3 protein-coding genes are annotated in these 17,573 nt (G+C 45.6%); all 3 read left to right on the top strand.

Features of this window, described 5'->3' with window-relative positions:
* The 3 genes from VHA_RS06580 (at position 1) to VHA_RS06570 (ending at position 17,486) form a co-directional block, all read left to right on the top strand.
* Positions 1-459 carry a hypothetical protein gene (locus VHA_RS06580; RefSeq protein WP_040528390.1) on the top strand — a complete coding sequence of 153 codons (459 nt, stop codon included), beginning with the start codon at positions 1-3 and terminating at the stop codon, positions 457-459.
* Positions 459-1,391, top strand: a complete 933-nt coding sequence (locus VHA_RS18410) for a hypothetical protein (RefSeq protein ID WP_005502976.1) — start codon at positions 459-461, stop codon at positions 1,389-1,391. Before VHA_RS06580 ends, VHA_RS18410 begins: the two co-directional genes overlap by 1 nt.
* A 111-nt stretch (positions 1,392-1,502) precedes the next feature.
* On the top strand, positions 1,503-17,486 hold the full coding sequence (locus VHA_RS06570) for an Ig-like domain-containing protein (protein WP_040528389.1): 15,984 nt from the start codon (positions 1,503-1,505) through the stop codon (positions 17,484-17,486).
* Positions 17,487-17,573 lie beyond the last annotated feature (87 nt).

Below are 17,573 nucleotides of genomic sequence, written 5' to 3'. Positions count from 1 at the left end.
ATGGATGATGAAAGTGATGAAGTAATGGCCCCCATGGTGGATGCCTTAACAGGAGCAATGTCTGCGATATTGTTGGTCAGTATCTTTCTCATGATCAGTACAATATCTGTTGTTCCTGAATCAGTAAAAGAATACGGAAAAATAGCGTTAACAAAAAACAGTAAGCTTTTTGAAGATATTTTTGATAGAACTCCACCGATACTAGATATCAAGAATTTTAAAATATCATTTTATAAAATATACAAGTTTACTGATGATCAATTGGTCATATTAAAAAATGAATTTGTAGAGCCACCTTCTTCTATAGATGTGTACTCTAGTGATAAGAGTGAGGTTGTTACGTATAACCTGCTCAGTTTTATGTCCCAAGTTGGACTTATTGAAGATTATGACAACATTACCATTAACTTTCACGAAGCAAGAGAAAGTGGTTTAACAGAAATATTTTGGAGTAAATGATGAAATACATTGGCTTCGCACTTTATGTGTTGATTTTTATCTTGGTTGGTTTCTTTAAACCAGCACAAGACTTTTTCAATTCATCGTATGAACTGGCACCGGAAATCACTATTCTGGTATCCATATTTTACACATATATTGTTATTTTGTGCTTTGGCTTATCCTTGTTCCCTAATGCTGTTTCAAACAGAGCCGTTATGTTTGAAAGCCATTTGAAAATGGCAAGTTCAGTGATGGTTTCATTGGGTCTCGTGGGTACATTCCTTGGTCTGGTTGACATGATTTCTGGTATTGCAGCCGCGCTATCAGGTGGCGATGCAGACTTTGCGGCACGTATGGAGGGGCTTCTAAGCGCGATTTCTACGTCTCTTGGCGCGATGTCATTCGCGTTTATGACGTCGATTCTGGGTGTAGGTATCTCTGCATATTCACTCGTTGCAGGTGTTTTCATTATCTCTGCGTATAAAGAAGAAGATAAGAAGAAAGCAAAGGGCAAACAGCCAGCTAAGGACGAATCAATCGACCAACCATCAGATATTCATAAACGTATTGAAGAATTAGAAAAGATCGTTTCAGAAAATAGATTGAGAAATCTCGAAGATGAAGTCTCACCTATCGTATTCTTGAACGATATCAAGTCTACATTTGATGAGGTATCTACACAGATCAAAAACTCAAATTACTATCAAGCAGAGATTTTGAATGAGCTGAAAACCTTGGTTGCTCATTCAAAAGATAATGAGCAGCTGCTCTCTAAAATGGCAAATGATTTGTCACAGTTAGAAAATGTCGCAACACGTACTCAAGTAAGTGGTTTGCAAGCTGAAATTTCAGTTATTAATCAGGGTGTTTCTGAAGTCAGCAGAAAATTGACAGCGGCAGAACAAAAAGCAGAGCGTGTTGTTGATAACCTGAAAAAAGTTTTTGGGTGATTTTTATCGCCTTTTAATCTGCAACGTTATGTTGCTTATCCTTTAATAATTATTGTTTAAATACATATTGTTTAAATATTTATTATTTTTTAATTGACGAGAGTTATTGTAATGCAAGATATTAAAATTAATGGTACTGATAGTATTCAGGTTTCCGGTTTTGATATTCGAGTAACGGATGCAAGTGGTAATGTCACGGTTTATGAAGGCGGTCTTCAAGACCTTCTTCGTGGTAAATTGACATTTACATCAGATGACGGTTCTAAAATTTCCAACTCGGCAATTCTATCTGGTATTAACCTAGATGGTATGTCCGGTCATATCATTCCAGAAGTCATCTCTAACGATAAAAACGAAGACAATAAAAAAGCCTCTCAAAATAATAAAGAGAAAACACAAGAACAGCTCAAGGAAATTCAGAAACAACTGGCTGAATTGAAAGAGCTGAAGAAGAAGCTAGAGGAAGAGCAAAAAGAAAAGAGTGAATCTGAAGAAGAACAGCAACCTGTTAATGAGAACGTAGAGCTGCTTAATCAAATGATTGCGCAGCTGTCTGCGCAGGCTCCAATGCAAGCGATGCAGCAGGAGCAAATGTCTGAAGAAGAGGTGAACGATAACACCAGCACCAAGAAAGCAGATTCAGACGCGATTTCTATGTCTTCAAGCTCAGGTTCTTCAAATGCACCTGCGGATGCAGAAGTGCCTGCGGATGATGAAAAAGACTCTGAAATCTTTGTTGAAGTAAAACTTTCTGGCCGCAGTGACAGTGGTGAGAAAGGCGACTTTATTACCAATGCTAAAAAGCCTACGTTTGAGCTGAAAACACTGCCAAATGCAACGGTTTCTGTTGAAATCAATGGCGTAACCTATGAAGCCAAAGCAGACAGCAATGGTGCGGCCATTATTTCTGTTGCAGAAGATTTGCCAGATGGCGAGTACAACATGAAGGTGGAAGCGAAAGACGAAGCCGGCAATGTTGCGACTGTGAATCAGCAATTGGTGATTGATACCGTTGCACCGGAAATTACCTTTGATCTGGCAACTGACTCCGGTGTGTCAGACGCGGATGGCCTCACCAATGTAAACAAACCAACCTTTACGGGTAGTATTTCAGGCGACCCAGTGTCTGTTTACATCCAGGTTGGTGATGTTAAATATGATCTGTCCGCTAAAAATGGTCAATTCTCATTTACCTTCCCGATTGAGTTTCCTGACGGTGAATACGAATTCACGCTGCATGCTGTAGACGGTGCGGGCAACGAATCAATTATTCCGCAAAAAGTGATCATTGATACCGTCAATGACTTTAAAGTATCAATGTCAGATCTTTCTGACTCAGGCGTGAAAGGGGACTGGATCACAAACAGTGATAAGCCTGTTTTCCGTTTTGATCACGAGCCAAATTCTACTATTCAAGTGATCTATAACGATCAAGTGATCGATGTAGAGTCGCAAAACTCACCAACCATCTTCCAATTTGAAAACGCGCTGGAAGAAGGTGAGCACACCATCACTTTCGTTTCTACCGACGCTGCGGGTAACAAATCTGAGATCACTCAGACAGTTGTCATCGACCAAACAGCACCAGATTTTTCTATTGAAGGTCTGACCAACGAAGCAGATACCGGTAACGATGGCGATAACATTACCGCTGACAATACACCAACCTTCCACGGTAAAGCTGAAGCAGGCTCTACGGTCTATCTGGAAATTGATGGTGATGTGTATCAAGCCGTTGTTGGCGAAAATGGCCGCTGGTCAATTAATGTTACCAATGAACTGAAAGACGGTGACTATACCGTGGTGTCTTACGCGCAAGACGCGGCAGGCAACATCTCAAAAAAAGTTGAATCCAAAGTAACCATCGATACCATTGGTCCTGAGATCAAAGGTGGTTTTGACGAATCTACTGATACCGGTTCATCAGCAAAAGACGGCATCACCAACTCTGAAAAACTGGCGTTCAAAGGTACCACCGACGCGCACGCCAAAGTGACGCTGACCATTGAGTCTTTGGGTATCACTCAAGAAGTGACCGCAAAAGCGAATGGTGAATGGTCATTTGAGCTGACTGATGTTCCAGAAGGTAGCTACTCTTATGTCATTTCAGCGTTTGACGTTGCAGGCAACGCAAGTATTAAGAACGTTGAAGGCACCGTGGTGGTTGACCGATCAATCACTGATTTCTCAGCCAACATGAGCGCGGAAACGGATTCTGGTGAATCTCAAGAAGATGCGCTGACCAATTCAAAAACACCGACCTTTACCGGTACAGCAGAACCAGGTTCAAAAGTACAGGTCACTATCCGTCCAGAAGGTAACGGTAAAGAGCTGCCGACTTACGCACCAGTAACCGTGGGTGACGACGGTAAGTGGTCTTATACTGTTCCAGATGCACTGGAAGACGGTAAATATACCGTATCGTTTAACGTTACCGATCTGGCAGGTAACGAGAAAACCGTTGAATTGCCGATTGAAATTGATACGCAAATTTCACTGACAGCACAATTCGACACCCATTCCGATTCTGGTGATAAGAATGACTATATCACCAACATCGCGACACCTAAGATTCAGGGTACTGCTGATGCTGGCGCACTGATCAAGCTCACCTTGACGCACGCGGAAACGAATAAGCAAATTGAATTGGAAACCCGTGCAAATGCATCGGGTCAGTGGTCGATCACTGTGCCTAAAGAATTTGCACTGGCAGATCAAGGCGAATGGTCTTGGACGGTGAATGCGACAGACGTGGCGGGTAACAAAGCGGAACCTGTTGAAGGTAAGTTCACGTTCGATAGTGAAGCCCCAGATGTGTCTGTGGAGCTTGTGTCAGAGACCGGCTTTAACCCAACGCACACCAATGATAAGACCCTAGACTTAGCGATTACTACTGAGCCCGGTGCTAAAATCAGCGTTACTGTGTACAAGGTTGAGAAAGGCGGTGTGATCAGCTCGAAGCCATCTTATTCAACCGAAAATCCTGTTGTTGTCGGTGACAATGGTCAGGTTTCTTACGCGGTGAAAGATCTGGCTGATGGCGAATATGTGTATCAAGTCACTGTTACTGACGTGGCAGGTAACGTCACCAAAACAGAGCAGCAGCCAGTCACTATTGATACCAAGGTACCTGAGCTGGGTAACATCACCCTGACTGACAGCTCTGATTCAAATATCAACAATGATGGTATTACCAATGTTAAAGAGTTGAGCCTGAAAGGGGTTGGCTCAGAGGTGGGTAGTCGCATATACATCACAGTTGAAAATAAAAAGACAGGTGAAAAGGTTGCGTTAGAACCTGATTTTATTGAAGTAAACAGTGCTAACTGGGTGTACAAACTGCCAGCCGAATTAGCTGACGGTAACTATGACATTTCGTTTGTTGCGGTTGACTCTGCCGGTAACCAATCACCAGAGAAAAGCATCGATGTCACTATTGACACTGTGGCACCAGAAATTTCTGGCGTGGTGCTGAAAACGGAGTCAGATACCGGTTTTGAGAACAATGACTTTATCACCAAAGAGCAAAGCCCAGTCTTTGTCGGTAATGCCGATAAAGGTTCAGATATCACAATAGCGATTTATCGTGGTGAAACACTGGTTAAGACTGTCACCACAAAAGTGACCAGCGAAGATGGTCGCTGGGAAGTGAAGGTTGATGGCCTCAATGATGGTGATTATAAGTGGGTTGTTTCAGCGAAAGACCTGGCAGGTAACGAAACCGTTCTGAATGATGCAAACCAAACGCTGAAAATCGACACTGCGTACGTAGGCGCGTCCGGTAAACTGCATGATGAGACTAACTCAGGTTCACAAGCGGACAACATTACCAACGAACGCGATGCCAAACTGTCTGGTAAAGGTGAACCAGGATCGAGCGTTAAACTGCTGAATCTGACCGGACCTGATGGACAAACCATCGATGTGTCTGCGGTTGATGCAGTATCTGTTAGCGCGACGGGTGAATGGGAACTCAAGCTGCCAACACTGGCTAACGGTGATGGTAAGTACACTTGGAAAGTTGAGCTGACCGATGTCGCCGGTAACGTGACGACAGTCAGTGGTAACATTGTTCTGGATACCGAAACTGAAGTGACCGCGTCACTGGAGTCTGATTACGGTCATTCTGCCGTCGATGGTATCACCAACGACTCAACACCAACATTCGCGGGTACAGCTGAAAAAGGCAGTACCGTTGAGCTGATCATTCTTGATTCAAATAATAAGAAAGTTGAAGGCATTCCAACCGCAGTAGTGGGTGCAGATGGCACGTGGAAAATCACTGCGCCGGAGCTCACCCTGCAAGGTGAATATACCTGGTATGCCAAAGTGACCGACGTGGCAGGTAACACGGCCTCAACCAAAGAGTCTACGTTTACCCTAGATACTTCTGCGCCAATCATTGTTGACGCGAAGTTGGATCCGAAGAGTGACGCGGGCTTTGAATCTGACATCCCACAAACCAATGTGGATACCCCAACCTTTACGGGCCAGACCTCAGAAGGCTTAGCTTCTGTGGTCGTGAAACTTTATAAAGTGACCAATGGGGTACCAAACGGTGTGGCGGCATACACGTCTGAAGAAGCGAAAGCGAACGAAGACGGTTACTTCAGCGTGCAAATGAAAACACCTGTTGCCGAAGGTGAATACGTTTGGGTGATTGAAGCCACCGACGTGGCGGGCAACAAAGCGGTTTCTCAGCAACAGCCGTTGATCATTGATAAAACCGAGCCATCACTGAGCGACGTGAAACTGTCTGAAGAAAGCGACACCAGCTTAGTGGCGGGTACTAACTACTCAAACGACAACACTCCAACCCTGACTGGTAAAGCAGAGCCAGGTTCACGTGTATCGATCAACCTGACAAAAGCAGATGGTACACCAGTAGACGTTCGGCCTGACTATGTTGTGGTAAACCCAGATGGCACTTGGTCATTTACCCCAACCTCAGCGCTTGAAGATGGTCAATATACATGGACCGCTCAAGCAATGGATGCCGCGGGTAACACCAAAACCAGCGAAAAAATCACGCTGAACATCGACACCAAAGCACCGACATTGAGCGATGTGAAGCTGGACAGCAGCACGGATAGCGGAAGCAATACCAGTGATGGTATCACTAATGATACAACACCATCGTTCTCCGGTACGGCTGAGAAAGGCAATAAAATTGAGCTGAAACTGTTTGATGTCAACAACCCATCAGTGCCAGCCTATGTCTTTGAAACAACCGTTACTGATAACAACGGTGCATGGACGATTAACACCACGGCGTTGCCAGAAGGTTCGTATACCTGGACAGTAGTGGCAACCGATGCGGCAGGTAACACCACAGAGCACAACAGTGATAAGAATCTGGTGATCGATACCTCTATCGATGAGTTCACTGCTGGTCTGGATGCGAAAACAGACAGTGGCGATCACAGTGATGATGACATCACTAACAACAAACAAATTACCCTGAGTGGTAAAGGTGAAGTGGGCGCCACGGTGAAACTGACCTCTTTGGTGAATAAAACCACAAACGAGAAAGTTTCACTGACAGGTAATGTGACAGTGACTGTTGATAAAGATGGTAACTGGACATTGAATGCGCCAGCACTGGGTGAAGACGGTACCTATGAGTGGACCGTTGAGCTGGTGGATATTGCCGGTAATAAGTCAGAACTGAAAGGTGATTTCCAATTAGATACCACTATTACTGTAGATGGCCGTCTGGATGCTGCATCAGACTCTGGTGAATCTGACAGTGACAACATCACCAACAATACCAAGCCAACTCTGTCTGGTACCGGTACTGATGGCGACAAGATCAAGGTGACATTGACAGGACCAGGCGGTTACAGCCATGTAATGGAAACCACCGTTGAGAATGGTACATGGCAAGTAACGGTTGAACCGGCACTGGAGAATGATGGTAAATATTCATGGGTGGTTGAATCTACAGATATTGCAGGTAATACAGCCCAAGATAAAGGCCAGTTCACACTGGATACCCAAGCGCCAAGCGTGAAAGTGTCACTGGAGAATGACTCAGGCCTGAACAAAAATGATGGCATCACTAATAAAGATCTATTGCAAATCAAGGCGATAGCTACCGGTAATGCAGCCAAAGTGGAATTGGTGGTGTGGAAGAAAGGCGAGTCTAAAGAACATGAGGTCTTTAACGAGACTCATGAGTTTACGGGCAATGACCAAGAGCACACCTTCAACGTTTCACACCTGGAAGACGGTGACTATGAGTATCAGGTCATTGTAACGGATGTGGCCGGTAACGTCGCACAGTCTGCTGTTCAGCAAGTGACTGTGGATACTGTTGCGCCTAATCTGGATGAAGTAACGCTTAAGAATACGCAAAATGGCGAGTATGTCAGCGATGCATCACTGAGCTTTAGCGGTACAGCTGAAGCGGGAGCGCGTATCTATCTGACCCTGAAAGACAGTGCGGGTCAACCTATTGATGTTGAGCCTGCATATGTCCAAGTGGGTAATAATGGTTCCTGGACGTATAACCTGTCTGAAGAAACAGCTGAGTTGCTGAAAGACGGTACATATTCTTGGTCATTTGTGGCTGAAGACGTGGCAGGCAACCGTTCTGCTGAGCAGAAAGGGGAATTTAAGCTTGATACCAAAGGGCCTGAGGTCACCTTTACTGGCATCACCAAGGAAACAGATACCGGCAACGCTCAAGATGACATGCTGACCAACAATGAGAAGCCTGTTTTCACCGGTACTGTGTCTGAAGCATCAAAAGTGACGGTGACATTAACACCCGCGAATGGTGGTAAGTCGTACACCTTCACCACCTCTGAGTATGTCAATGGGAACTGGTCGATCACACCAAATGTTGATCTGGCAGATGGTCAATATACGGTCACCATTACTGCGACCGATATGGCGGGTAACGTCAGCAACTCTGTGGTGAGCGAGAAACCACTGGTCATTGATACGGACGTATCTGGTGGTGAGGAGTTTGGCTTAACCCAAGATACTGATTCGGGTATTGACGGTGACAACATCACCAATCAGCAGTCACTTAAACTGTCTGGTAACGTTGAGCCGGGTACAACTGTCAAACTGATCGGACTGAAGAAACCGAATGGTGAATCTATTACCGTTGAGCAAGTGTCTGTTGTTGCCAACGAAGATGGCTCTTGGGAACTGAGCATTCCTAACTTCGGCACTGATAACGGTGAGTACACCTATACACTGCAATACACAGATGAGGCTGGTAACGTTAAAGAGGTTGAAGGCCACTTTACCTTTGATAATCAGATCGAACTGAGTGCGAAATTCGCATCAGAAACAGGTAAAGATCAGGATGTTATTTACACCAATAACAAGCAGCCAGTAATCAATGGTACCGGTAATGCAGGCGATAAAATCACCGTGGTGATTAATGGTCCTGCGGGTACCCAGACGTTGACCACTGAAGTGGGCACAGATGGTCGTTGGTCTGTGACCGCTAATGAGCTGAACCAAGACGGTGCATACACCTGGAAAGTCACTGCAACGGATGCAGCAGGAAATAGCACTGTGGAAAACGGTAGCTTTACACTGGATACCCAAGCACCGACGGCTGAAGTGTCACTGGAAAATGACACTGGCTTTGCAACCAATGATGGCATCACCAACCAAAAAGCACTGCAACTGAAAGTCGATGCTTCCGGTGCAGCGAAAGTGCAACTGCTGGTGTGGAAAGTGGGCAGTGAAAACAGCCCAGCGGTGAATGAAACGGTTAACCTTAATGGTCAGTCATCACATACCTTCACCACCAAGCAGCTGGATGATGGCAATTATCAATATAAAGTCATTGTGACCGATATTGCCGGTAACACTGCCGAATCAACAGTGGGAGCGGTAACGGTTGATACGGCCGCTCCGGAGATTCGTGATGTGGTTGTGAATGGTGTTGAAAACCAATACTTCGCCAAAGATGCAGCTCTGTCGTTCTCGGGTTCAGCTGAAAAAGGTTCACGTATCAGCCTGACGCTGACCAAGAAAAATGGTGAAGAGGTAAAAGTCAGCCCTGCCTATGTGGAAGTTAACGAGCAAGGTAAGTGGACGTACAAGCTGGATGCAACCACAGCCGCTAAACTGGCGGATGGTGAATATACCTGGTCATTTGTGGCGACGGATGCGGCGGGTAACCAGTCACAGGCTATCACCGGCCCAATTGTGATTGACAAAACCGCACCAGCGCTGACGGTTGAAGGCATTACTGATGCGTCAGACAGTGGGGTACAAAACGATAAAATCACCAACAATACGCAGCCTACCTTCACCGGTAATGTGGGTGAATATGCCAAGATCAAGATTGTGATCACACCTGTTAATGGTGGGGCATCGCACACCTATGAAACCGCCGATTTTGTTAACGGTAAATGGGAGTTGCAAGTCGGTACTGCGTTGGCAGAAGGCCAATACACCATTGCAATTACTGCAACTGACCTGGCGGGCAATGAAAGCCCTGTTAAGAACAGCACATTGACCATTGATAAAACAGTTGAAGGTGGTGACAAAGGATCGTTTGGTCTTGCGGATGAAAGCGATTCGGGCACATCGCAAGATGACAATGTCACCAACAAAACCGATCTGAAACTGAGCGGTAAAGTGGAAGCGGGTACCACCGTTTCACTGGTCTCACTGACAGGGCCAAATGGTCAACCAGTCTCCATTACGGATGTTTCGACTGAAACTGATGAACATGGTAACTGGACATTAAATCTGCCAAAAATCGATGGTGATAACGGGGTATATAACTACACCCTGAAATATGTCGATGTGGCGGGTAATGAAAAAGAGGTAAATGGTCAGTTTACGTTTGATAATGAGATTGAAGTAACCGGACAGTTTAATTCTCAAACTGGCACAGCGGATAACATTGTCTATACCAATGACAATACACCAGCGTTCTCGGGTACGGGTACCAAAGGTGATGTGATTCGTCTCACTATCACTGATAAGAAGGGTTACACCAAAACCATCGAAACCACGGTGAATGAAAACGGTCAGTGGTCGATTACCTCTGAGCAATTGCCTGCGGATGGGGAATATACCTGGTCTATTGTGGCAACTGATGCGGCAGGTAACAGACAAGACAACATCAATGGCGAATTTACGCTGGATACCACTGCGCCAGAAATTAAGGAAATTGGTCTGGCTGAAAACTCAGACACCGGTTTCTCGGCCAATGACGGTATTACCAGTGACACCACACCTAGCTTTGTGGTGAAAGGTGAGCCTGGTTCTAAAGTGGTATTGAAACTGTGGAGTGGCACAACGACTACAGGTGCAGCGAAATGGACATCTGAAGCTGTGACCATACCAGAAGATGGTCAGGTGGTGATCCCTCACGCCAGTACATTGACAGACGGTACCTACAGTTGGACTGTAACCCTGACGGACATCGCAGGTAACGAAACTGTGTCTGAGGTACAAACCCTGAAAGTCGATACACAGGCGCCGACAGGCGGTGAGTTTGATTTGGGTGCAAACTCAGATTCAGGCACATCTCATGTTGACAATATCACCAATGTGAAAGCACCGTTGTTTACTGGTAAAGGTGCTGAAGCGGGGGCGCGAGTCTATATCACCATCAAGGATGCGCACGGTGCGCCTGTCAACGTTGAGCCAGAATATGTCACTGTCGGTACAAATGGCTCATGGAGCTACCAGCTGACCAATCAGTTGATTGATGGCAAGTACACTGTACAGGCCCATGTGGTGGATGCAGCAGGTAATGTTAGCAGTTTAACTGAGCAGAACCTGGAGATTGACACAACACCGCCAACAGTCACTGATGTGAAATTAGCTGATGGCAGTGATTCCGGTGAAAACAAAGCGGACAACATCACCAATGTGAAGAACCCAACTTTTACCGGTGTATCAGAAAAAGGTGCAACCATTAGTCTGGTTATCAGCAAAGACGGCCAGGTTCAACACACACTTACTACGGTGGTTGCAGAGGAAAATGGTCAATGGACCATTTCTAATGTGCCGGAATTAGAAGACGGCAAGTACACATGGAGCGTCACTGCCACTGACGTAGCAGGTAACGTGTCTGAAGCAGTTGCTGGTGAAGTGAAGATCGATACTACTATTGATCGCTTTACGGTCCAGTTGGCAGAAGACGATGATACAGGCCATGCAAACAACGACGGCATCACTAACCAGAAAGACATTGTGCTGAAAGGTACCGCGGAAGCGGGGGCTAAAGTGACCTTAAAATCACTTAAATTCGGTGAAGAAGAGATTAATGTTACTTCTGTCGCCGCCGTTTCAGTGGTTAATGGTCAATGGGAGATAGATCTTCCTCTATTAGACAAAGGTGATGGTACTTATACCTATACCGTTGAAATTGAGGATATTGCAGGGAACAAGCATGAAATCACAAAAACCATCACTCTGGATACAGACAAGCCAGGAGTTAACGCAGATCTGGTCGCTGAATCCGACAGTGGGGATGTGAAAAACGACGGTATCACTAACGATAAGACACCATTATTCAAGGGCACTGTAGATGAAGCATCGAAGGTCAAACTGGAGATCTTTAAAAACGGTGAACGTGTTGATGTGTATGGGCCTATTGATGCCAACGGTGAGTGGTCAATTCAGGCGACTAACCCATTGGAAGATGGTGTATATACCTGGAAAGTGACGGCAGAAGACGTCGCAGGTAACACTCATGTGGTTGAGAAAACCATCGTCATTGATACGACACCGCCGGCTTTAACAGCAGGCTTAGATGCAGCATCAGACACAGGTGAGTCTAACAGCGACGGTATTACTAAGGATAACTCGCTGACAATCAAGGGTACGGTAGGTGGCGAAGGGAAGCACGATGTTAAGGTCCGTTTGGAATTTGGTCCAGTTAATGGGCAAATGCAGCAACAAGAAGTTATAGCTGAAAAAGGTAAGTACTCATTTAATGTTGATGTAACAACAGATGGTACCTATAGCTGGAAAGTGATTGCCGTTGACGTGGCGGGTAACGAGTCCGTTAAGACTGGGACTGTTGTGGTCGATACCAAGCTACAAGAATTCTCTGAAGGTACGGGGTTAGAGAGTGAGTCAGATACGGGATCGTCAAAAGAAGACAAGATCTCGAATGACAGAACACCTACTTTCTCCGGTAAAACTGAGCCAAATGCGAAAGTTATTCTGAAACTGCAGCTTAAAGGAAGCAATGAAGAACCTATAACTGTAGAAGCACAAGCTAATGATGATGGTAACTTTATCATCACTGTGCCGGATAATAAGCAATTGACGGTTGATGGTGAATATACCTGGACCATGGTCGCAAGAGATCTGGCGGGCAACGAGAAAACGGTGACCGGTGAGTACACTCTGGATACTACGCCGCCTGCGATCACCTTCGATATGAATGATGATACAGGCAAGGATGGGGACTGGATCACCCAAGATAAGACGCTTTCTATCAACGGGACAACCAATGATTCAAATGCGTCTATCAAAGTAACCATTATGTCGGGTGGTACTGTTGTTGATACGCAAACAGTACAAGCGACAGGTGGCAATTGGTCATATAACTATGCCACAGAACTGCAAGACGGTACTTACACCGTAAAAGTGGAATCGACAGACGTTGCGGGCAATACCTATGTGTCTGAGAAAACGTTGGTTGTTGACACGCAAATCGTCAACGAATTTGAACTGACGTCAGATTCAGGTGCATTGGATGATGACCACCTAACCAATGCTGAGCATCTGGAGTTTGGTGGACAAACGGATAAAGATGCGACCTTAGAGCTGGTGGTTAAGTCTGAAGATGGTCAAAAGGTACTCCATACCTACAGACCAGAAGTGAATCCAACCACAGGACAGTGGAGCTTCGAGCTGCCAGATGTGTTAGCGGAAGGTAAGTATGTCATCGTTGTAACTGCAACGGATGCTGCGGGCAATACCAACACCAGTGAAGATTACAAGGTGGAAATTGACCGTACACCACCAACACTGTCTGATATCACCATGGATAGTGATGATGACACGGGTGTCATCGGAGATTGGATCACTGAAACGCATCAGATATCTATCAGTGGTCAGACGGCGATTGGGGCAACGGTTAAGATCCTGATCAGTGGTGTTAACCAGACGATTACAGCAGGTGTGGCTGCGGACGGTAAATTTACGGCTGAATTACCACGACTGGAATTTGGTGATTACACCCTGACCATTATTGCGACGGATGCCGCGGGTAACGCAACGCAGCATGAGCAAAAACTGTCTGTGAGTCCAAACGTGCTGCCGTTCGTGGTTGGCATTGAAGACAACAGTGACAGTGGCGTGAAAGGCGACAATATCACCAACGTGACCAAACCGGTGATTAGCGGTGCAGGTACACCTGGCTTTAAAGTGGAAGCAACCATCAATGGTCATAAATACACAGCAACCATTGATAGTAAAGGCCAGTGGAAATTCCAGCTGAACCAAGCGCTGACAGATGGCACACACACCATTCACTTTGTGGTGAAAGATGCAACAGGCAAAGAAGTTGAAGTTAAGGATTATCAATTTACGGTTGATACATCTGTAACGACAACGATTGCTCTGGATGACACAACAGATACCGGTGTGAAAGGTGACTTTATTACCAACGCACAAAATGTGTATCTGACCGGTGTCACTGAGGTGGGTGTCACTGTTGTAATTAAGGAAAAAGAATCGGGTAAAGTAATCACCGAGTTTGTCACAACAGGCGAGAGCTGGGGTTACATGTTGACCGGCCTGCGTGAAGGAACACATGATTTTGTTATTGAGTTAACGGATAAAGCAGGAAATACCAGCTCACATGAAACATCAGTGACTGTAGACCGTTCAGCACCTGAATTGACGGTGAAAGTGAACGGTGAGAATGACAACTCTGTGGTTACCAATAAAACGGAACACACCTTCTCCGGTACGGTAGAAGCGGGCGTGCACTCTCTGGTGCTGATTGTGAATGGTAAGGAGCATAAGATCACACCTGAGAAAAATGGTAACTGGTCTATTAAACTGGATCTGCAAGAAGGCTTTAACAACTATACCGTTAAAGCAACGGATGTGGCGGGTAACGTGACCACCAACCAGGGTACTATCAATATCAAGACCTCTATCCGTTTCACCATGGAAGTGGAAAACGACAATGGTCGATTTGAGACAGATAAGATCCTGAATGGTAAAAAAGTAGTTGTGGGTGGTACAGGTAGCGCTGGTGATGTTGTGACGCTTGTGTTGACTGATAGCAAAGGAACTGAAACAACCCATACCTTTACTGTGGATGAAACAGGTCGTTGGAGCCATGAGTTTACTGGACTGAACGATGGCACTTATAAAGTTCATGCAACCATTCGTGATGATGCAGGTAACGAAGCTCAGCGTGAGATCAGTAATATCACTATTGATAATACCAATACTGACTTCAGTGCTTCTCTGGTTGATGAAGATGGTGCGACAAATGACAAGGTTGTTGCGGACAAGCAACCGACGTTCAGCGGCCGCGGTGAAGTTGGTGCGGAAGTGGTCTTGGTAATTAACAATGAAACCTATACCACACAAGTAAGCTCAACCGGCACATGGCAGTTCCAGCTACCGATTGAACTCACAGATGGCAACTATACCGCTAAGATTCACTCTGTGGATTTGGCGGGTAATGAAAGCCCTGAACAGACTATCGAGTTCAAGGTAGACAGCACTGCTGCGACCGTGACACACGAAATTGAAGGTGTGTATAAGAACGGTGATAAGCAGTATGTCAACAGCGAACAAGGAAAGCTGGTGTTCAAAGGCACGGCCTCTGAAGCAGGTAAAATTATCTTGCAAATCAATAACCAAGAGTTTACTCAGGTTATTGATAAAGGCGGTGACTGGAGCATCAATGTTGGCGATATCATCGAGCGTGAACATTCGTACACCCTGATCTTTGAAGATGTGGCAGGTAACAGAACAACCCATAAAGGCGAAGTGATTGTCGATAAAACCATCAACACCTTTGTCGGTTTGAGTTGGGATTCGGATACCTATGGAAACGATAGCCAGACGTTCGATGGCCGTACCAATGATAAGTCATTGAGGTTTGAATTTAACCGCAATACCTCAACCACAGATAAAGATGTGATTGCGACGGTGAAAGTCACTGGCCCAGATAAGACAAGCCATACTTACACCGATATTCAAACATCAAACGGCCATTGGGATATGCCGCATGAACTGACGGGTGGCGACGGTGTGTATAAGTTTGAGTGGTCGTTTGTGGATGCGGCAGGTAACACCAAGACCAGCACTATAAACGTGACACTGGATACCACCATTGAAAAAATGGATATCACCGATATTCAGGTAAATGGTGAAGCACTGGTAGAAAATGAAGAACTGTTTACCAACAAAGACACCCTGTCGATGGTGTTCAAGCCTGACAACGGTCACGAATACGTGAAAGTGGCTGTGGTGGTCAATGGTGTCACCATTCAGGCAACTAAGACCAGTGAAGGCTTTACCTTCTATGGTATTCCGCTGAACAAAGGTGATAACCAATTGACCTTTAAAGCATGGGATGCGGCAGGTAACGTTACCACCATTACGCATACTGTGGTCCAGAAGACAGAGATCAATATAGAAGAATTCTCTATTGAAGGACACGAACAGGGTGATGTAAACAACATTGGTGACTACTACAGCAATGAGACAGATAAAACTATCAGTCTGGCGGGTAAAGTCGATGTGGGCTCTTCATTTACCATCTTTGTCAATGGTAAAGAAGTAGTACACAAAACCGAAGTTGGTGAAAACGGTGAATGGAAACACGACTTAGTTCTGGAAGAAGGTACTAACCGTATTCAGATTAACTTTGTCGATGCGGCGGGTAACGAGAAAGTCGTCAGCTTTAACTCGGTTATCGATACCGTTGCGCCAATCATTACGGTTGACAGCATTGCTGAAAATGACGGCGAGCAGTCAAACAGCAATGATAAAGACAGCGTTGTGACGAAAGATTCGATCACCCTGTCTGGCCGTATCGATAACGGTTCGACCATCACCAAGATCACGGTCAATGGTGTTGTGATTGATAATCTGAGTAAAGCGTTAACCTTTGATGGTGGTAAATGGACCATTAACGTTGATGGCTTAAAAGAAGGTGATAACACCATCGTCATCAGTGCGGTCGATAAAGCGGGTAACACCTACGATCACAATATGACGGTTGTGAAGGATTCACAGGTGACCACTTTGACCGCAAAAGTGTCAGAGGATCAATCAGCCATCGTCGGTACGGTTGAAGCGGGTTCAAAAGTGGTGGTGGAATTTACCAAAGCCAACGCCACAGAGAAGTCTGCTGAGACAGTACAGGTCGAAGCGGTTGTTGACTCAAAAGGCAACTGGACAGCCGAGCTGCCAGAAGGTATGGAGCAAGGTGAATGGTCATGGACCGTGACGGCCACCGATGCCGCAGGTAACACTGCTACCCAGCAAAGCGATGGTAACAGCAACATCGTGGTTGGTGGTAACACAGGTGGAACTGGTGACAATGGTTCAGGAACGCCAGAGGATGAGAACGAGGCGGTAACACTGCCATCATTCCCAGATCAGGATATGGAGACATTACCAGAACTGAAAAATTCTGATGAAGAGGTGAACACATCTATCAATGATGAAACAGCGCAAACAGCGAAACACATTGATAACCAAGGTGAAAAAGATTCAGAAGATGAAGGATCACTCTTGTTTACCCAAGAGTTGATTGAAACAAAAGTCTTCAGCGGTGAATCTATGCCTGATAGCAGTGTTACCCTCGAAATTTCTGGTAAAGTGTACGAAACCGACGCAGACGAAGATGGCGATTGGTTAATTAAAGCGGAATTCAGTAGTCAAGGTTCTTATGACTATCAACTGACTTACACCGATCTAAACGGTGAGGTGAAAGTGGAAACAGGGTCTGTTGATATCAAACAAGTCAACCTGGACATGAATGAAGCGGCAAACCAAGCGGAATCTGACGCCGCAGCGACAGAAAGCGCGTCTTCTTCAAACACGGCGACTGCTGACTATGCATCAAGCTATAGTCATGACTGGAGCGTACCGAACCACGACTATTACTAATGTAGTCTCTCCATAAACGGGGTGTTGCCGCAGGTAAAGCGGCAACACCAAACCGGAAGGAAACCTAATAACACTAGGCCAATGGAA

The sequence above is a fragment of the Grimontia hollisae CIP 101886 genome, assembly GCF_000176515.1.
Taxonomy (GTDB): Bacteria; Pseudomonadota; Gammaproteobacteria; order Enterobacterales; family Vibrionaceae; genus Enterovibrio; species Enterovibrio hollisae.
Note: the sequence above shows the minus strand (reverse complement) of the source record. Positions and strands in the feature narration are given on the sequence as shown.